17 protein-coding genes and 1 riboswitch are annotated in these 18,400 nt (G+C 46.5%); of the genes, 12 read left to right on the top strand and 5 right to left on the bottom strand.

Annotated elements, in window-relative coordinates; translation table 11 throughout:
- Positions 1–23: 23 nt before the first annotated feature.
- The 5 genes from AB4111_RS07620 to AB4111_RS07600 all read left to right on the top strand — a co-directional run bounded on the left by AB4111_RS07620 (position 24) and on the right by AB4111_RS07600 (position 4,878).
- Positions 24–917, top strand: coding sequence for a 5'-3' exonuclease (locus AB4111_RS07620; protein ID WP_339240852.1), 894 nt, complete (start codon positions 24–26; stop codon positions 915–917).
- Positions 914–2,029, top strand: a complete 1,116-nt coding sequence (locus AB4111_RS07615; protein ID WP_442031030.1) for a phosphodiester glycosidase family protein — start codon at positions 914–916, stop codon at positions 2,027–2,029. Before AB4111_RS07620 ends, AB4111_RS07615 begins: the two co-directional genes overlap by 4 nt.
- Positions 2,030–2,059: 30 nt before the next feature.
- Positions 2,060–2,746, top strand: a complete 687-nt coding sequence (locus AB4111_RS07610) for an MOSC domain-containing protein (RefSeq protein ID WP_442031029.1) — start codon at positions 2,060–2,062, stop codon at positions 2,744–2,746.
- Between the two features lie 76 nt (positions 2,747–2,822).
- A complete protein-coding gene (locus AB4111_RS07605; protein WP_442031028.1) occupies positions 2,823–3,701 on the top strand; it encodes an ROK family protein in 879 nt (292 codons plus the stop codon).
- 175 nt (positions 3,702–3,876) lie between these two features.
- Positions 3,877–4,878, top strand: a complete 1,002-nt coding sequence (locus AB4111_RS07600) for an HRDC domain-containing protein (RefSeq protein WP_442031027.1) — start codon at positions 3,877–3,879, stop codon at positions 4,876–4,878.
- Between the two features lie 72 nt (positions 4,879–4,950).
- On the opposite strand, the gene corA is transcribed toward AB4111_RS07600, so the two are convergent.
- The gene (gene corA, locus AB4111_RS07595; protein ID WP_062833460.1) at positions 4,951–5,886 is read right to left on the bottom strand and encodes a magnesium/cobalt transporter CorA; all 936 of its coding nucleotides are present in this window, start codon (positions 5,884–5,886) and stop codon (positions 4,951–4,953) included.
- Positions 5,887–6,337: 451 nt separating this feature from the next.
- A riboswitch (SAM riboswitch) is annotated at positions 6,338–6,461 on the top strand.
- 235 nt (positions 6,462–6,696) lie between these two features.
- Here corA and metA point away from each other — a divergent pair.
- The 6 genes from metA (at position 6,697) to AB4111_RS07565 (ending at position 13,589) form a co-directional block, all read left to right on the top strand.
- Entirely contained in the window at positions 6,697–7,614 is a 918-nt protein-coding gene (metA, locus tag AB4111_RS07590) for a homoserine O-acetyltransferase MetA (RefSeq protein ID WP_253432811.1), read from the top strand.
- Between the two features lie 24 nt (positions 7,615–7,638).
- Positions 7,639–8,826, top strand: coding sequence for a PLP-dependent transferase (locus tag AB4111_RS07585; RefSeq protein WP_253432814.1), 1,188 nt, complete (start codon positions 7,639–7,641; stop codon positions 8,824–8,826).
- Positions 8,823–9,995: a trans-sulfuration enzyme family protein gene (locus AB4111_RS07580; RefSeq protein WP_442031026.1), complete on the top strand. Its 1,173-nt coding sequence runs from the start codon at positions 8,823–8,825 to the stop codon at positions 9,993–9,995. Before AB4111_RS07585 ends, AB4111_RS07580 begins: the two co-directional genes overlap by 4 nt.
- A gap of 241 nt (positions 9,996–10,236) precedes the next feature.
- The gene (mqnC, locus tag AB4111_RS07575) at positions 10,237–11,373 is read left to right on the top strand and encodes a cyclic dehypoxanthinyl futalosine synthase (RefSeq protein WP_442031025.1); all 1,137 of its coding nucleotides are present in this window, start codon (positions 10,237–10,239) and stop codon (positions 11,371–11,373) included.
- 228 nt (positions 11,374–11,601) lie between these two features.
- A complete protein-coding gene (locus AB4111_RS07570) occupies positions 11,602–12,576 on the top strand; it encodes an aldo/keto reductase (protein ID WP_442031024.1) in 975 nt (324 codons plus the stop codon).
- Entirely contained in the window at positions 12,576–13,589 is a 1,014-nt protein-coding gene (locus tag AB4111_RS07565; protein ID WP_442031597.1) for a zinc-binding alcohol dehydrogenase family protein, read from the top strand. Before AB4111_RS07570 ends, AB4111_RS07565 begins: the two co-directional genes overlap by 1 nt.
- Positions 13,590–13,675: 86 nt before the next feature.
- Here the strand turns inward: AB4111_RS07565 and AB4111_RS07560 are convergent, their stop codons facing one another.
- From AB4111_RS07560 to AB4111_RS07545, 4 genes are all read right to left on the bottom strand, one after another.
- Positions 13,676–14,581 (bottom strand): YitT family protein, encoded by a 906-nt coding sequence (locus AB4111_RS07560; RefSeq protein ID WP_442031023.1) that lies wholly within the window; start codon positions 14,579–14,581, stop codon positions 13,676–13,678.
- Between the two features lie 111 nt (positions 14,582–14,692).
- Positions 14,693–15,931: a cation:proton antiporter gene (locus AB4111_RS07555; protein WP_442031022.1), complete on the bottom strand. Its 1,239-nt coding sequence runs from the start codon at positions 15,929–15,931 to the stop codon at positions 14,693–14,695.
- 4 nt (positions 15,932–15,935) lie between these two features.
- Positions 15,936–16,430, bottom strand: a complete 495-nt coding sequence (locus AB4111_RS07550) for a cation:proton antiporter regulatory subunit (RefSeq protein WP_062833468.1) — start codon at positions 16,428–16,430, stop codon at positions 15,936–15,938.
- Between the two features lie 292 nt (positions 16,431–16,722).
- On the bottom strand, positions 16,723–17,127 hold the full coding sequence (locus AB4111_RS07545; protein ID WP_253432835.1) for a hypothetical protein: 405 nt from the start codon (positions 17,125–17,127) through the stop codon (positions 16,723–16,725).
- A gap of 171 nt (positions 17,128–17,298) precedes the next feature.
- On the opposite strand from AB4111_RS07545, the gene AB4111_RS07540 reads away from it, so the two are divergent.
- On the top strand, positions 17,299–18,252 hold the full coding sequence (locus AB4111_RS07540) for a putative sporulation protein YtxC (protein WP_076330275.1): 954 nt from the start codon (positions 17,299–17,301) through the stop codon (positions 18,250–18,252).
- Positions 18,253–18,400: the final 148 nt, after the last annotated feature.

Here is an 18,400-nt window from a genome sequence, read left to right as displayed (position 1 = left end):
AGGATAGGAGAGAACAAATTCAAGTGAATCAACGTAATGAACCTACTTTGTTGCTGGTGGACGGTATGGCGGTGTTGTTCCGTGCTTTTTATGCGACATCTGCAAGCGGATATATCAGACGTACAAAGGCAGGATTGCCTACCAACGCAGTCTACGGATTTATCCGTTATTTCTGGGATGCGGTTCAGACTTTTGGGCCAAGTCATGTCGTATGTTGTTGGGATATGGGCGGTAAGACGTTCCGCGGTGAAGAATATGCAGCCTACAAAGGCAACCGGTCTGAAGCTCCAGATGACCTGATTCCCCAGTTTGCCCTGATTCGTGAAGTCATGGATAGCCTGGGTATTCCGAATATAGGTGCACAAGGATTCGAAGCCGACGATTGCATCGGGACGCTTGCTAAGTATTATACCGAAGAGACAGATATGAATGTTATGGTACTGACGGGTGACCACGACATGTTGCAACTGATCAATGACCGCACGAGTATCATTATTATGAAAAAAGGCCATGGCAACTACATGGTGTACAATCCTGAAACGCTCATGGCAGAGAAACAACTGACACCTCGTCAAGTCATTGACATGAAGGGTCTGATGGGAGATGCCAGCGACAATTATCCCGGAGTACGGGGAATTGGTGAGAAAACAGCGTTGAAGCTTGTACAGGAATACGGCTCCATTGAAGGGATTTTGAGCAACATGGATAAACTGACCCCTTCGGTGCGTAATAAGATTGAGAATGATCTGGACATGCTTCATCTGTCCCGCAAACTGGCAGAGATTCATTGTGCTGTTCCGGTTGCCTGTGCGCTGGATATCTGTGAATTGCGTCTTGATCCAGATATGGTGATGGACAAGTTTGAACAACTTGAGATGAAGAGCCTCGGCTCTTGGATGGGAGTGGCAATAGGGTGAGCAACAAGCAGAACGTACGAACAGGCAAAAAGTGGTGGACAGGGGCTATGGCCCTCGTCCTGGCCTTACCCGTAATTCTTTCGGGAGCAGTAAGTGCGCCGCAGACAGTGGATGCCAAAGCAGCAATTAGCACCAAAGTACAGAAAGTAAAAGCAGCAGGACGTAATTTTACCGTACAGACCGTTTCGATTCCGAAGGGAACACCGGTTACCGTGGGACTCGCGAAGAAGCAAGTTGGCCAGACGGCAACATTGCCATCAATTGTGAAAGCCTATGGTGCACAAGCAGCCATTAACGGAGCATTTTTTGAAGCATATAACGGAGCACCAGATCCATACGGCATGTTAATAGCAAATGGTAAGGTCATACATATTGGAAGATACGGAACATCCATCGGATTTAAGGAAGATGGTTCGGCGATTATGGATTCACTTCAGGTGAGTTTGACAGGTAAAGTAACTGATACAAAAGGCAAATCACGCAGTTGGTATGCGACATTTATTAATCGAACACCCTCTGCGAGTGCAAGCATTACGATGCTGTATACCCCTGAGCGTGGTGCCACAGTCGGGTTCAAAGGTGGTACTGCAGTAGTCATGGAGAATGGCATCGTGACCAAAAAAGTACCCAATACAAATGTAGCCATTCCAAAGAATGGCTCGGTACTGGTCTTCACAGGCAACCAAAAGTCCTCTTCGGATCGTTTCACCGTTGGTTCAACCGTAGAAATGAATTACAGGTATACTAACGCAGCAGGTAAAGAGATTCCTTGGCAAGATGTGGTGACCGCTGTGGGAGCAGGTCCGCGTCTGGTGAAAGACGGTAAGGTAGCTGTAAATCCGACAAGCGAAGGTTTCAAGGATGCCAAGATTCTTAATGCTTCAGGAGCCAGAAGTGGTATCGCGATCATGGCGGACGGCTCCGTTATGCTGGCTACCGTTTCCGGAGCAACAATCAAGGAGTGGGCAGCGGTGATGCAGAAGCTTGGTGCGAAGCAGGCCATGAATCTGGATGGTGGTGCATCCTCAGGCATGTATGCCGGGGGCAAAATGCTGACTTCACCAGGTCGACTTTTGAGTAATACACTCGTATTTGGCGGCTCTGTGCGTTAAAAGAAAGTGATTATGGGAGGTATGACTCAAATGACACTCACATCTGATCGAAAGCCAGGGGAGGGCAATACAGCTGTTCTGGCCATTAATGTAGGACTGCCGCAGCCGCTCCCTGGGCAGAAGCGTGAAGTGCTGAGCGGCATTGTGAAACATCCTGTATCCGACGCGGTTTTCCTGTCATTCACTGGAATGACAGGGGACGCGCAGGCGGATCTGGTGCATCATGGCGGCCCTGACAAGGCCGTTTGTGTATACGATTACAGTCGTTATCCGGCGCTCGAACAACTGATGGATCGCAAGCTGAATTGGGGAGCTTGTGGAGAAAATCTGACAGTTGAAGGCTGTGCCGAAGAAGACGTCCGGATTGGTGATGTGTATGAGTTGGGTGAAGCCACAGTGCAGGTCAGTCAGCCCAGACAACCTTGTTTCAAGCTGGGTGCGAGGTATGATTATAAGGAGCTGCCTGTTTATTTTCAGGAGAGTGGATATACCGGCTTTTACTTTCGTGTACTGCAAGAAGGTGAGGTAAGGCCTTCATCGATATTTCGACGGATCAGCACCGATCCTGCATCAATGACGGTTCTTGAAGCCAATCGAATTATGCATCAGGGAAAAGAAAATGTCGAGGGTATGGAGGCGTTGCTGGCCATTCCTGCGCTGTCAGACAGCTGGAGGCAAACGTTAATGAAACGATTGTCCAAGCTCGAGAACAAGTAGCAGGGTAATTATAGTGTCATCAAGTAAAGCACGAACGATGATTTCCTTTTTAAACTAACTTGGGAGTGTGACTAACATGACGATCTTAGGCGCAATTGAAGCAGGTGGAACCAAATTTGTATGTGGTATTGGCACAGAAAAAGGAGAAGTTCTGGAACGCGTAAGTTTTCCAACAACAACACCTGAAGAAACAATGGCTCAAGTGATTTCTTTTTTTGAAGGGAAAGGCATTGAAGCTTTGGGTGTAGGTTCATTCGGTCCAATTGATCCAATTGAAGGAAGCCCAACGTATGGTTATATCACAACAACACCAAAACCACATTGGGGACAGTATAACCTGATTGGCAAGCTCAAGGAGCATTTTGATGTACCGATGACATTTGATACGGATGTGAATGGTGCTGCACTTGGAGAAGCAACCTGGGGCGCTGCACAAGGTCTTGAGAGCTGTCTGTATATCACTGTGGGTACAGGTATTGGTGCAGGTGCTGTGGTTGGCGGTAAAATGGTCCATGGATTGTCTCATCCAGAGATGGGACATATCATTGTACGCAGACATCCGGAGGATACGTACGAAGGTTTCTGTCCGTATCATGGTGACTGTCTTGAAGGTCTTGCAGCTGGACCAGCCATTAACAAACGTTGGGAGCAACCGGCTTATGAGCTGCCTGCAGATCATAAAGCATGGGAGATTGAAGCACATTATCTGGCACATGCACTGATGAATTATGTTCTCATTCTCTCTCCACAGAAAATCGTAATGGGTGGCGGAGTAATGAAGCAGGAGCAACTGTTCCCGATGGTTCGTAGCAAACTGCAGGAGTTGCTGGCTGGATATGTTCAGCATCCGGCACTTCAATCCGAGATTGACCAGTATGTTGTTTCACCCGGACTGGGTGACAATGCGGGTCTATGTGGTTCGCTGGCGCTTGCCAAACTGGCATTGAATAAGTAGATCATTAAGGGATTGACGAATTTTACCATTGTGGTATGATATGGGCAACAGCATAGCACGGTTAATGAGGAAGCACCTCTCTTGCATGGATTTTGCAGGAGAGGTGTTTTTTGTGCTGCCTGTGGTAGCGTAACTAACCAGTATAGGCTGAAATGTTAAAGGGAGGGAACGGAAAATGGAAGTCATTTTCATGAACAGATTGTCCAGAATGTCAGATCAGAATGCAGAGTATGCACAGCTATGGATTGGGGAAGAGGAAGATAGCTGGCAGTTGGGATGGAGTCGCTACGAGGAAGGAGAGCGTGAGGACAGCATCTGGTATGAAGGGGCTTCTTGGGAGGAGCTGCTTCATATTTACCGTCATCAGCTTGCCATACAGATGAGTGAGGGGTACCGACCGCAGTTGCAGGGGTTATTTCATGAGAATGATGATCTGAAGTCACGGAGTTATGGTGGACAGCGGCTCCATTGTTACAGTGAGCTATACGGCAATGAACAGTTATATACGGATCTCTGCACATGGCGTAGGAAGAGAGCCGTATCTGACCGGAAGGCACCGTATTTTATTGCAACGAATCGTCTGCTGCGTTTGATCAGTGCCTTTGTTCCGCAATCGATGGATGAACTGATGCAACTGCCTGGCGTAGGGGAGAGCAAAGCGACTGACTATGGTGCGGAATGGATGGAGATTACGAACGGGTTGGAGCGTTCAACGACATTTCCGCTGGACTGGGTATACACGGCACTGAAGGAAGAAGAGTATGAGAGCTGGTTATACAAGCAGAGAGAGCAGAAGTACAAACAGGAACTTGATAAGTTCACCACGCGCAAGCAGGTGCTTGAAGGCATGAAGGAAGGGTATACGTTAGAGGAAATTGTTAATCGATCCGGATTATCCCGACGCGAGTTAATTGAGCTGTTGGAGGCACTGGATCACGAAGGTTATGACACCGATTGCCTTCTTGATGTGGAGCTTGCAGTGATGCCAGAGAACGAACAAGAGGCTGTATGGAGTGCTTATGAGGAGCTGGGAGATACGTTTCTGAAGCCAGTATTACATAAGGTGTATGGAGGAGAGAAGCCCGACGGAGGAAGTCTGGAGCAGGTCTATGAAAGACTGCGCATGATTCGGATCCGCTTTCGTCGGCACGCAGAGACAGAGAAGCAAGTTGGTTAAGCTTCGGAAATGAAAAAAAAGACGAGGCGTTTCTCCAAGAGGAGCGCGTCGTCTTTGTTATTTCATACGAGTTCATACCCAGTCTTTTTTGCGGAAAATGAAGAACATGCTCAGGCCCAGTGTAACCATCAGGCCAATCACAACAAAATAGCTGTATTTCCAGTTAAGCTCAGGCATATTCGTAAAGTTCATGCCGTATATACCGGTAATAACCGTCAGCGGCATGAAGACCGTGGTAATGGCGGTAAATACACGCATGATCTCATTCGCCCGGTTTGCTATACTGGATTGGTAGGCTTCTCGCAAGTTGCCCATCAGGTCGCGATAAGTCTCAAAGGTTTCCGATATTTTTACGGCATTCTCATAGATGTCACTGAAATACTTTTGCAGTTGATCATCGATGAGACGCAGATCTTTTTTGTTCAGGGTGTTGATGACCTCTTTCTGAGGTCCAAGGACTTTTTTCAGCCACAGAATCTCACTGCGCAGCCCGATGATTTCATTCAGATGTGACTTTTTGGTGTGCATCAGAATGTCTTCCTCAAGCTTCTCGATCCGTGCTTCAATTCGGTCACCTACGGTGAAATAATTATCAACAATCAAGTCAACGAGCAAATACAACAGACGATCCGGTGTACTGATTTCCTGTTCCCACAGGATTGGTTTCAGTGTACGCAATTCGCTGACCTTTTGCTTCGTAACACTAATAATGAAATGTCTGCCGAGGAACAAGTTCACCGCACGCAGAAATATCTCTTCATCATCGAAACGGATGCTATTAATCACAATAAAATAATGGTTCTCATAAATTTCAATCTTCGGACGTTGTTCTTCGTCACTAAGACAGTCTTCCACAGCCAGATCATGCATCAAGAACAGCGGCTGAAGTACCGCCAAATCGTCTACATCTGCATCGATCCAGTAGAATCCTTCCGCTGGTGGAGTCAGCGCCTGCTGAATATCGTCCACCGGAATAAATACACCGTTGTTTACCAACCGGATTTTCATCGTTAATCTACTCCTTCTGCACCCGCCAACTTGGCGGATATTATCATTATGGGCGCAAAAAGAACAAATCAGCCGGTCGGCAGCGGAGCCTGGAGATCAGGGCTGCGTTCACTATATAATCAAACGGAAGTCACGTCCCGCTGCCGGCATGCTGATGTCAATTCTCTATGCAGTTTATCGGAATTCGGCTGCCAGTCAGGCCTCGGGTCGCCATCCATTTAATATGTCACCTCTCACATAAGGGTTTATAACACCTTGTTTAGTATACCGCTGGTACAAGGTGCTTTCAAGCGCAAAAATGTGTCTATTTCGCGCCCTGAGGCAGTGTATGACAACGGATGATGAACGGTTCCGATTTGGACCGCAGACAGAGAACTGCAACTTGACGTGAGGGCATTAATGTAATAAAGTAGACGGTGAACCATATTAAATTACAATCTAATACAGCGAAATCTTATCAAGAGTAGGTGGAGGGACTGGCCCGATGAAACCCGGCAACCGGCGGTATACCGCACGGTGCTAATTCTTGCAGCGACCAAGTGTCAAGTGGCACTGTTGTAACTGAGAGATGAGAGAGGCGCATATCTATTTACATATGACCTTTCTCGAAATCCGAGGAAGGTCTTTGTCATATGCCCCGACTTCTCAGCAGTGATTTTCGCTAAGGAACTTGAGGTTGTTTGTAACGTTGGATGAAAGAGCAATTCAATGTTTTTACAAGCTCAAGGCAGTCAATCACTGTATTGATGTGAAGACATCAAGCCAGTGGCGGCTGCATCTATCTATGCACAAGGAGGAGTTAGACTTACCATGCCAATCAAAATTCCGGATACTCTACCAGCAAAAGAAGTACTTGAAGGAGAGAATATCTTCGTCATGGATGAAACTTCTGCATACCAGCAGGATATTCGTCCACTCCGTATCGCTATATTAAACCTGATGCCCACAAAGGAAACGACCGAAACACAATTGCTTCGTCTGGTGGGAAACACGCCTATTCAGGTGGATGTTGTTCTCGTACATCCCAAATCCCATACGTCGAAGAATACGTCGCAGGAGTATTTGGATCTGTTCTATAAAACCTTCGATGAAATTGAGCACCGCCGTTTCGATGGCATGATTATTACGGGTGCCCCGGTGGAACAGATGGATTTCGAAGACGTGAACTATTGGAATGAAATCCAGGAGATCTTCGAATGGACCAAAACCAATGTGACTTCAACCCTCCACATATGTTGGGCTTCCCAGGCAGGTTTATACCATCATTTTAACGTACCCAAGGTTGCACTTGATGAAAAGTGTTTCGGCGTTTTCCCACATACCATCAATAAACCACATGTTCCGTTGTTGCGTGGATTCGATGAAGTATTCAACGTTCCACATTCCCGTCATACGGAAGTGAGACGCGAAGATATTGAAAAGAATGAGAATTTAGAGATTTTGGCTGAATCCGAGGAAGCGGGTATCTTCCTGGTTGCTACCAAAGATGGCAAACAAATTTTTGCCACAGGACATGCCGAGTATGACCCGTTCTCATTAAAGTGGGAGTATGATCGGGATGCAGCTAAAGGGTTGGATATCGCATTGCCTAGACATTATTATCCGAATGACGATCCTTCACGTGTGCCACCCGCCACTTGGCGCGCTCATGCCAACTTATTATTCTCTAACTGGCTCAATTACTATGTGTATCAAGAAACACCTTACGATATTGGCCCGCAAATCTAATCGAGATTACAGGAGGATGCAGCAATGGAAGACAACAACAAGTTGAAAATCGAAAGCCGCTTAGCACAAATTGGATCCATCAATGAACCGGTAACAGGCGCCATTAACTTTCCGATCTATCAATCCACTGCGTTTCGTCACCCGAAGCTTGGACAAAGCACGGGGTTTGATTATATTCGTACAACTAATCCAACCCGTAAAGTGTTGGAAGAAGCGGCTGCAGCGCTGGAGTCCGGTGATGCAGGGTTTGCCTGTAGCTCGGGTATGGCCGCCCTGCAAACGATTTTTGCCATGTTTGGTCAAGGCGATCATCTGATTGTATCGCTGGATCTGTATGGCGGAACCTATCGTCTGCTTGAACGCATCTTGTCCCGTTTCGGTGTAACCGCAAGTTATGTGGACACGAATGACCTTGCAGCACTGGAGAAGGTTCGTCAGCCGAATACCAAAGCTGTATTCATTGAGACACCAACCAATCCACTGATGATGATCACAGATGTGGAAGCCGTTGCTTCCTGGGCGAAAAGTTACAACCTGTTGACCATTGTTGACAACACGTTGTTGACTCCATTTTTCCAACGTCCGATTGAACTGGGTGCCGATATCATCATTCATAGCGCTACCAAATATCTGGGCGGACACAATGATGTGCTGGCCGGACTAATTATAACCAAGGGTGAGGCATTATCTGCAGAGATGGCGTTCCTGCATAATTCCATTGGAGCCGTATTGTCTCCAAGTGACTCTTACCAGTTGATGAAAGGTATGAAAACGCTGGCTCTTCGCATGGAGCGTCATGAATACAATGCGCTTACCATTGCGAAATACTTGCTTGAGCATCCAGCGGTGGGTGAAGTGTATCATCCAGGCCTGTCCGATCATCCGGGGTATGAGGTGCAGAATAAACAATCCACCGGTAACACAGGTATCTTCTCTTTTAAAGTGAAGGATGCACGTTACGTTGAACCATTGCTACGTCATATCAAACTGATTGCTTTTGCCGAAAGTCTCGGTGGAGTGGAATCACTCATGACCTACCCAGCGGTACAAACGCATGCGGATATTCCGCTTGAAATTCGTGATGCCGTAGGTGTGGATGACCGACTGCTCCGGTTCTCCGTAGGCATTGAACATGCAGATGATCTGATTGCAGATCTTGGCAATGCTCTGACAGCTGCACAACAGGAAGTCGAAGGAGGCGTGCACTCATGAGTGAGTCCAACAACAAGCAGAATTCTGAATTAAAATTTGATACCAAATTGCTTCATTTTGGTGATGAAATCGACAAAACAACTGGAGCCTCCAGTGTACCAATCTATCAAGCCTCTACCTTCCATCATTTTGATATCTTCAATCCGCCTCAACATGATTACAGTCGTTCGGGTAATCCGACACGTCAGGCTTTGGAAGATTACATCACACTGCTGGAGGGCGGAGCACGAGGATTCGCCTATTCATCGGGAATGGCTGCGATCTCCAGCGTGTTCATGATGTTCTCCGCAGGAGATCACATGATTGTAACGGAAGATGTATATGGAGGTACGTATCGGTTGCTTACTTCCATATTAAGCCGTATGCAGATTGAGACGACCTTTGTAGACATGACTAATATAGATGAAGTAAAAGCGGCACTCAAGCCGAACACCAAGGCAGTTTATATGGAAACACCGTCCAACCCAACCCTGCGTATTACGGATATCGCTGCCGTAACTGACTGGTCGAAGGAACATGATCTGATCACAATTCTGGATAACACCTTTATGACACCGTACTATCAGCGTCCAATTGAGCTTGGTGTGGATATCGTCGTACATAGTGCTACCAAGTTCCTCGGGGGGCATAGTGATGTGTTGGCAGGTTTAGCAGTTGCTCGCACGGAATCACTTGGCGTACAACTGAAACAGCTGCAAAATGGACTCGGAACTGTACTCGGGGCACAAGAATCCTGGCTTTTGATGCGCGGGATGAAAACCTTGGGGGCTCGTATGGCTCATAGTGAACGGAGCACAGCCAGACTTGCGGCATGGCTTAATGAGCGCAGTGATATTACCGCTGTCTTTTATCCTGGACTGGAGGACCATCCGGGCCGCGAGGCACATGAGCGCCAGTCAACAGGATATGGAGCTGTCGTTTCATTTGACGTCGGTTCAGGAGATCGGGCAAAAGCGGTTCTTAACCGGGTGAAGCTACCCATTGTTGCTGTAAGCTTGGGAGCTGTGGAGAGTATTCTGTCCTACCCAGCGATGATGTCTCATGCGGCAATGCCTGCTGAGGTTCGCCATGACCGTGGAATTACAGATGGATTGCTGCGTTTCTCGGTAGGTCTGGAAGATATTGAAGATCTGATTGTAGATTTGGAACAAGCACTTCAGGAATCTTAGCAAAAGTGAGTGCCTAAATACGTCTATCCGTATCACTTAAGTTCGAATCAATTCCATTCCATATGTAAAAATTTTTACTTATTTTTAAAGCACCTGTACATAAGGTGCTTTTTTTCACATGTAACCTGTGTTACGATATGTGGAGTACAGAAATGCGATGTTGCCACCAGAACTTGCTTCTTTTGAACAAGTTGGGACGGATCGTTATATAATTTCTCTTCATGAGGGAGGCTTTTTTACGATGAGTACGGTAGACCGTATCTTAGATAAAGCCCTTCGGGGCGAACGTTTGGACTTGGAAGACACGATTCAATTATTTGAATCCAATGAAGTGGACAAAATCGGGGCAGCTGCTAATGTCGTTATGAAACGTATGCACCCTGAACCATACAGAACATTTGTAATTGGGCGTAACGTCAACTACACGAACGTGTGTGATGTGTACTGCCGTTTTTGTGCTTTCTACCGCAGACCTGGTTCAGATGAAGGTTATGTACTTCCAGATGAAGTTATTTTCCAGAAAATTCAGGAAACGGAAGATGTGAATGGTACCGAGATTTTGATGCAAGGTGGAACGAATCCAAACTTGCCTTTCAGCTATTACACAGACCTGTTGAAAGCCATCAAAGAGCGGTTCCCGAACATCACGATGCACTCTTTCTCCCCAGCTGAGATTATGAAAATGGTTGAAGTATCCGATGGTCTTACATTGGAAGAAGTTGTTCGTGCCATTCACGAAGCTGGACTGGATTCCTTGCCTGGCGGCGGTGCTGAAATTCTAGATGACCGCACACGCCGGAAGATCAGCCGCTTGAAAGGTTCATGGCGGGATTGGATGGACGTTATGCAAACTGCACACCGCATCGGTATGAACACCACAGCAACGATGGTTATCGGCCTTGGTGAATCGATGGAAGAGCGTGCATTGCACTTGCTCCGTGTACGTGAAGCGCAGGACGAATGTATTGCGAACAAGTATGATTCCGAAGGTTTCCTGGCATTCATTCCGTGGACTTTCCAGCCAGACAATACAAACCTTAAGCTGGAGCGTCAGACGCCGGAAGAGTACTTGAAGACTGTAGCCATCAGCCGACTGGTGCTTGATAATATCAAGAACATTCAATCCTCTTGGGTAACCATGGGTCCTGAGATTGGTAAAAAGTCGCTTGAATTTGGCTGTAATGACTTTGGTAGCACGATGATTGAAGAGAACGTTGTATCTGCTGCTGGTGCAACTTACAAAGTGAACATTGAATCCATTTTGCGTTTGATTCGAGAGGCCGGTTATATTCCGGCACAACGTAACACCCGTTACGACATCTTGCGCATGTTCGATGAAGAGAATACCGTGACTGAAGATTTCGTAATGCAGAACTAATTAATATTTTAAATACAATTTTCATAAATGCTGATCGCTAGATAAGTATTTATGAAGCCAAGCCCGCTGACTACTCCGTATGGAGAGACGGCGGGCTTTTTGATTTTTTCTGGAGATTGAGGTCATCAAACAGTACATGTTACGCAAATGCCGATATTTTATAATGAAATTGAACTGTTACAATGAAAGGGAACTTGTGTAGTCAGACATGCAGGAAGGGGCAAACCAATGAAGAGAAGAATACTTGGAAAGACAGAACTGGACGTACCTGTATTAAGCTTTGGAGCATCCTCCCTCGGTTCTGTATTTCGTGACATTGACCGGGAGGAAGGGATTCGCACTGTACATGCAGCCGTAGATGCGGGGATGAACTACATAGACGTTTCACCTTACTACGGGCTGACCAAGGCAGAGACGGTATTAGGTGAAGCTATCCGTAGCTTGCCGCGCAGTTCTTATATTCTATCAACCAAAGCAGGACGTTATGGGGAAGATCAGTTTGATTTTTCACGTAAGCGTATTCAGGATAGTGTACAAGAGAGCCTTAAGCGGTTGCATACCGATTATATTGATATTTTGTTCCTGCATGATATTGAATTTGTGCCAGCAGAGATTATTATCGAAGAAGCTTTTCCGACATTGCTGCGACTGAAAGAGCAGGGAGTTATTCGTCATGCCGGGATTTGCGGTTTGCCCTTGCCGTTGTTCGAGAAGGTTCTGCCACAGATCAATGCGGATGCGATCATCTCGTATTGTCATTATTCTTTGAACGATACCTCATTGTTATCGTTATTGCCGCTATTGGAAAAAGAAGAAATTGGCCTCGTCAATGCTTCGCCTCTTTCTATGGGCTTGTTAAGTACCCGAGGTGCTCCTGCCTGGCATCCGGCAGATGAACAGGTGAAAGAGCTCTGCCTGAAAGCTGCCCGCTTCTGTGCAGAACAAGGGAGTGACATTGCCAAGCTGGCCGTGCAATTCTCTACGGCGAATGAACGGATTCCAACAACACTGGTGAGCAGTGCCAACCAGCGCAATATCGTCAATAACGCAGCCTGGATAGAGGAGCCGATAGATCAAGGTTTGCTTGATGAAGTGCTGCGCATTTTGGCTCCATTGCATAACGAGACGTGGTCCAGTGGACGTCCTGAATATAATGCGGAGCATAACAACATGACACCAGAATCATCCAAGGGGGAACAATGATGAGAGCCATTGTGTGTGAAGAAATAGACCGTTTGGAGCTACAAGACCTGCCTCAACCGGAACGGGCAGAAGGGGAGGCGTTGGTTGCCATTCGACGGATTGGGATCTGTGGAACGGATCTGCATGCGTACAAAGGCAATCAGCCATTCTTTACCTATCCTCGCGTACTGGGTCATGAACTGGCGGGTGTTATTGAAGAGATCGGTCCGAACGATGCAGGGTTACGGCCAGGGGATCAGGTAAGCATTATTCCATATCTGCATTGCGGTCATTGTATTGCATGTCGCAGTGGAAAAACCAATTGTTGTGTGTCCATGCAAGTCACGGGTGTGCATGTAGACGGAGGCATGAGAGAAAGAATCAGCGTGCCTGTCTCACATCTGCTCTCAGCAGAAGGCTTGACACTGGATGAGACAGCAATGGTAGAGCCATTAAGCATTGGAGCCCATGCCGTCAGAAGAGCCGGAATCAAGCCTGGTGAGCATGTGGTTGTGATTGGAGCTGGCCCAATTGGGCTTGGCGTGATGGCATTCGCGAAACAGGCAGGTGCCCGTGTTATTGCCGTTGACCGTAACCTGGACAGGCTGGAGCTTAGCCGGACTTGGGCTGGAGCGGATGACCTGGTACAGGCCAATGAACATACTGTACAACAAGTGGCTGAAATTACGGGGGGCGACTATGCTACAGCTGTCTTCGATGCAACCGGTAATGTGAATTCCATGAATGAGGCCATTCAATATGTGGCGCATAGTGGTCAACTCATTTTCGTGGGACTTGTGAAAGCGGATATTACCTTTCATGATCCCGAATTTCACAAGCGGGAGATGAGCATCCTTGGCAGCCGAAACGCAACCCGTGAAGATTTTGAACAGGTCCTGTCAACCTTGCGTCAGAAGAAATTAAGTATGGATGGTTATATCACACACCGCGTGGAATTTGATGAGTTACCTACTGCAATAGACCAATGGCTATTGCCAGATTCATATGTAGTCAAAGCCATCGTTGAGCTATAATAACAAGTAATTATAATAACAGAAAAAAACGCTCTCTGACCTTGTTGGACAATACTGTCCATCCATAGGGGAAGAGAGCGTTTTTTTTATTTTTCCGGATTCGTCACAATGCCCGCATGTGGATCAATATGACGCACAATGGACTTCAACCAGACCATCTCCAGAACATGTACCTCATAATAAAGTGCACCTGGGATCTGCCTGATCCATCCTTCCGCCATCGCGAGTTGTGTTGAGTCAGAAGTGGCTTTCAGCGTTCCAGGTTCACGGCGCAGCCGTTTGCGTATAGCTTTTTCAACTTGAGAGCTTTGTGTGGTCAAAATGCATACTTTGCGTTTGGAAGAGAAGCCCCTGAACGCAATGTACACCATTTCATAAGCAATAAGGTAGGCGATTACGGAATACATCGCTTGGTCCCAGCCAAAGACAACACCAGCGGCTGTCAGTATCAACAAGTTAAGCAGCATGATTATTTTTTCGATAAGCATCCGTTTTCCGCTAAATACACGTTCAGGTGGGCGGGAAGACGGATCACCGATTTCCAGCGTATCCAGTGTCCCACCGTACCGCACGACGAGCCCGATTCCAAGTCCGAGACATAATCCGCCAAACATGGCGGCAGCCAGCGGGTGCTCTACAAGTGGCGGCATGGGATGAAGCACAATGGCACCGATCGAAAAGACAACCAGACCCAGAACAGTAACCAGTACAAATTTCTTCTGCACAATCTTATAGGACAGAAATATGAACGGAACATTGAATAAAAATAGGAATAATCCAATCCTCATTTCGGTCCAGTGGGCGAACAGGGAGGAAATGCCTGTAATGCCTCCAATAATGATCTTATTGGGGTGTAAAAACAATTCAAGTCCCACGGAGGCCAGAATTCCACCCACAATCACAAGCAGCAGGTTTAACCAGCGACGGGTGGACGATATTCTGGTCTTGGCGGTGGTTGGCACCGGATTAGCCGATATCAGAGGTGCTTTCATAGGTCATCCTCCTTTTTGCGGCTGTCGAACCATTCTCCCTGGTTAGTCACAGAAAGATCGGCGTAGAGCCGCGAAGTACGATCGTATGTCTGTTCTGCACAGACATAGGGATTATCCTTCTTTCTGCAGAACCTTCGGTTCTTCTTTCTTTTTCCGATGATCTTTGAACTTGAATATTTTATCCAATAAACGGAATACATGTTTGGACTCTTTAGTTAATAATGGACCTAGAATGGCCAGAATTAGGACATACAGTGCGGCAAACGGTTGAATCATTGGCAGCAGTCCTCCCGCTTTACCCATGTTGGCCAAGATGATGGAAAATTCACCCCTTGACACAATGGTTAATCCAATATTGGCCGATGCTTTGGGCGATAGTCCTGCACTGCGTCCGGCCATCATGCCTGCCAGGAAGTTACCGAACAATGTAATAACAACTGCAATCAGAGCTAACCATACGGCTTCGCCCCCCAGAGACAACGGATCAATGGACAGTCCGAAGCTGAAGAAGAAGATTGCTCCGAAGAAGTCACGGAACGGCAGAATCAAGTGCTCAATCCGTTTCGCGTGTTCTGTTTCAGCAAGCACCAGTCCAACCAGTAATGCACCGATCGCTTCGGCAACATGAATAGTTTCAGAGAAGCCGGCTACCAGGAACAAGGCTCCAAATACAACGAGAGAGAATAGCTCATTCGATCGGATTTTAAGCAATTTGTTTAGTAGCGGTGTTGCTTTGCGTCCAAGGATAATCACGATAAGCATGAATCCGAGGGCAATAAGTGCGGACATGATGACGCCTCCGATGGAGGATGAATCACTAAGCACAAGTCCGGACAAGATCGAGATATATACAGCGAGGAATACATCTTCGAACATGATAATACCCAATATCATCTCTGTTTCCGGATTGGCTGTTCGTTTCAAATCAACGAGTACCTTGGCCACGATGGCACTGGAAGAGATGGTAGTTATACCTGCGATAATAAGTGCTTCTGCAACTGGGAAACCGGACATAAAACCGAATATTAATCCCAGAGTAAAGTTAATTCCGATATAGATCGAGCCGCCAACTGCAATAGAGCGACCCGATTTAATTAAACGACCTACCGAGAATTCAAGTCCAAGGTAGAAGAGAAGGAACAGAATACCGATCCGACCCATGAAATCAATAAAAGGCTGACTTTCAATGAAGCGGAAGTCCAGATGCCAGATTTTCATGGCATGTGGTCCAACGGCCATCCCGATCAGAATATAGAACGGAACGACCGAAAATCTTAGTTTTGCCGATAAAAGGCCGGCTGCCGCAATGAGCACAAGGGCCAGACCTACTTCGAATATCAGATGATCCATCTATTTACCCCCTTCCAGTCAGGAGGAGGGATTTAAACAGTTTCTGCTGATTGCGTTCGCCAACGGCTACTACCGTGGATTCTGCACTGATAACTACCTCCGGACCTGGGCTGATATGTTTTTTGTGATTTTTCTCTACAACGGCAATAACCGTCGCCCCAGAGTTCTGACGTACGTCCAGTTCACCGATGGATTTGCCGATACATCCGAAGGATGCTTCGATTTTGTACCACTCGATAATCAGGTCGTCAAACGTTACTTCAATATTTTCAAGCTGCTTTGGTTTGTAAGTTAATCCACCAACAATAGCAGCAATTTGTCGTGCTTCGTAATCGTCAAGTGTGATCATCGAGATGCTTTGATCGGGATCATCATACTCGAAGTGGTACATTTCCCGGCGACCGTCATCGTGAATAATAATGACAATTTTATCACCGCTGCTTGTTTCAATCTGAAATTTTTTACCAATTCCCGGCAAGTCTGTTTCGCGTACATCCATGGATTGTTGCCTCCTTATAATTAGGGGCTGGCCACAGAAGACAGGCTTATTTCCCGAAAATGAATAATCTGCTGCTCAAAGGAACATCAAAAGATGCGGGTAAACAGAGCCAGAAATTCCTGACACAGCCATATGATTTGAATTTGTCGGTGTGGGTACAACAAAAATAGATACTGTCATTAACATTGGTTTATCTAACGTGTGCAATAAGGGTTATAAGTTATGCACAAGCGCACCGTCTTAAATACAGAGGTGTCTCCATGCAAAGCAACCTGTAAATACGTCGTAACGGCTAGTGAAGAGCGTTTACGTATTTTGGTGCTGTAGGGGTGAGGGATACATACATGCTGGTAAACTTAATAGGTAGCAGAAATAATCTGCGTTTAAACAGACAATACCACGGTTTAAAGGACAGACCCGTTGTAGGTATTCGCAGCATCAATAACAATGCGAGGACAAGAAAGACAGGCTTATTATGCGTAACCGCAATCAGCTTGGACATGACTTGTGGGTATTTGCGAATAACAGGTTTCTGCTGGGATTCGGGTATTTGTAACAGCACTTCCTTGTTGGAAGTTGCGTCAACAGACACCCCAACGGCAGATTCGGACTGCATCGGAATAGGGAAGCACAAGGCTTGGAAAACGCACAAAATGATAATGATCGTGTAGTGGAGTATTCTAGGTTGTTGTCTCATTTTGGCTTCCCTCCTTTTCCGTGAAACATACTGTTATTAAAATAATAACACATTTTTGTCTTAACTCCAAACCTCTTCATAATATACTGAGAAATCATGACACGCTTTCCATCAATCCGCTTCGTATATCCCCATCGGCCTTGCCATATACTTTGAACAGGAAGGAAAGGAGTGATTCTTGTGGAACTGTTTGCTGTATGGACCGATGTATCGGGGCAAGAGGAAGCTGATCAATTTTATCGTTGTGTCAAGGAAAAAACCAAAGGTTTACATATAAGTAAAAGAGGATTTCGGCTCACCTTCAAACATAATGATGGAAGAGCAACCTGGGTGTGCAGAGGGAATGAGAATCACGAAGACTTCCAGCAATGGCTTCCCCGGATCAGTGATCTGCTCTCCCTTGGACTCGCCGACTTCATTATGGAGACACAAGAACGGAACATGGTGGAGGATATGATCGCCAAGGCATGTTCTGTCATGGATGAGCATGAGGTGGAGAAGGTTAACCGCATCTGCATGCCACTTCTATTAAATGGTGATCTGGATCAGCCCGGACTTCGGGAGCGCCGCCGTACTACATTGGCCAGTGGACTACGGCAGGATTTGGAGGATGTTCACTTTTTTCACCTTGAAGGCATTATCAACTTCCGCATACGGCCATATAAGCAGGAGCTTCAGGAATTGGTGGAGTATGCGCTGGATGAGTTCTGGATGGATCGGCAGTATGAAGAGTTTATGGGGCTGTTAAAATATTTTGTATTTTTTCAAGAAGCCAAAGTACCTCTGGTTCATCTTGTACACAAGGGAATGCATGAATTTCAGGTCCTGGATGCTGGACTTAATCTGTTACCCGTACAAAAGGATGAACAGGTTGTTGTGGAAATGCCGGGTCTGGAACTGGAGATGGATATTGAAGATATGATTGTAAGTACACTCATCTCGATCTCTCCTGAGAAAGTTATGCTGCATACGCGTACCCCGGATCTGCCGATCATCTCGACCATATGCCAGATCTTTGAAGACAAGGTGCAAATATGCCATCATTGCCCGGAATGTGAAGTGCTGCGTTCAGGATTGTTGACAGGTCTTGACGCAAGTGATCTCGGCAATTATAATAACTGTTGATCCATGATTTTTTCATGTGAACCATTGAACCAAAAGCGTTGACAAAGACAACGACCACACGCAAGATCGGTGCAGAGAGAGGAACCTAGGCTGAAATTTCCTCCGGATATCACGTATGGTTTACCCCTTTGTAGCTGCAATTTTGAAA

The sequence above is a fragment of the Paenibacillus sp. 2KB_22 genome, assembly GCF_052115745.1.
Taxonomy (GTDB): Bacteria; Bacillota; Bacilli; order Paenibacillales; family Paenibacillaceae; genus Paenibacillus.
The sequence above is the reverse complement of the archived record's forward strand: the minus strand, read 5'-3'. Positions and strand labels throughout refer to the sequence as shown.

Bases quoted from the DNA above. Each gene is read 5' to 3' on its own strand.
- AB4111_RS07610 (WP_442031029.1), top strand. From the start codon at position 2,060: ATGACACTCACATCTGATCGAAAGCCAGGGGAGGGCAATACAGCTGTT.
- AB4111_RS07605 (WP_442031028.1), top strand. From the start codon at position 2,823: ATGACGATCTTAGGCGCAATTGAAGCAGGTGGAACCAAATTTGTATGT.
- AB4111_RS07600 (WP_442031027.1), top strand. From the start codon at position 3,877: ATGGAAGTCATTTTCATGAACAGATTGTCCAGAATGTCAGATCAGAAT.
- corA (WP_062833460.1), bottom strand. From the start codon at position 5,886: ATGAAAATCCGGTTGGTAAACAACGGTGTATTTATTCCGGTGGACGAT.
- metA (WP_253432811.1), top strand. From the start codon at position 6,697: ATGCCAATCAAAATTCCGGATACTCTACCAGCAAAAGAAGTACTTGAA.
- AB4111_RS07585 (WP_253432814.1), top strand. From the start codon at position 7,639: ATGGAAGACAACAACAAGTTGAAAATCGAAAGCCGCTTAGCACAAATT.
- AB4111_RS07580 (WP_442031026.1), top strand. From the start codon at position 8,823: ATGAGTGAGTCCAACAACAAGCAGAATTCTGAATTAAAATTTGATACC.
- mqnC (WP_442031025.1), top strand. From the start codon at position 10,237: ATGAGTACGGTAGACCGTATCTTAGATAAAGCCCTTCGGGGCGAACGT.
- AB4111_RS07570 (WP_442031024.1), top strand. From the start codon at position 11,602: ATGAAGAGAAGAATACTTGGAAAGACAGAACTGGACGTACCTGTATTA.
- AB4111_RS07565 (WP_442031597.1), top strand. From the start codon at position 12,576: ATGAGAGCCATTGTGTGTGAAGAAATAGACCGTTTGGAGCTACAAGAC.
- AB4111_RS07560 (WP_442031023.1), bottom strand. From the start codon at position 14,581: ATGAAAGCACCTCTGATATCGGCTAATCCGGTGCCAACCACCGCCAAG.
- AB4111_RS07555 (WP_442031022.1), bottom strand. From the start codon at position 15,931: ATGGATCATCTGATATTCGAAGTAGGTCTGGCCCTTGTGCTCATTGCG.
- AB4111_RS07550 (WP_062833468.1), bottom strand. From the start codon at position 16,430: ATGGATGTACGCGAAACAGACTTGCCGGGAATTGGTAAAAAATTTCAG.
- AB4111_RS07545 (WP_253432835.1), bottom strand. From the start codon at position 17,127: ATGAGACAACAACCTAGAATACTCCACTACACGATCATTATCATTTTG.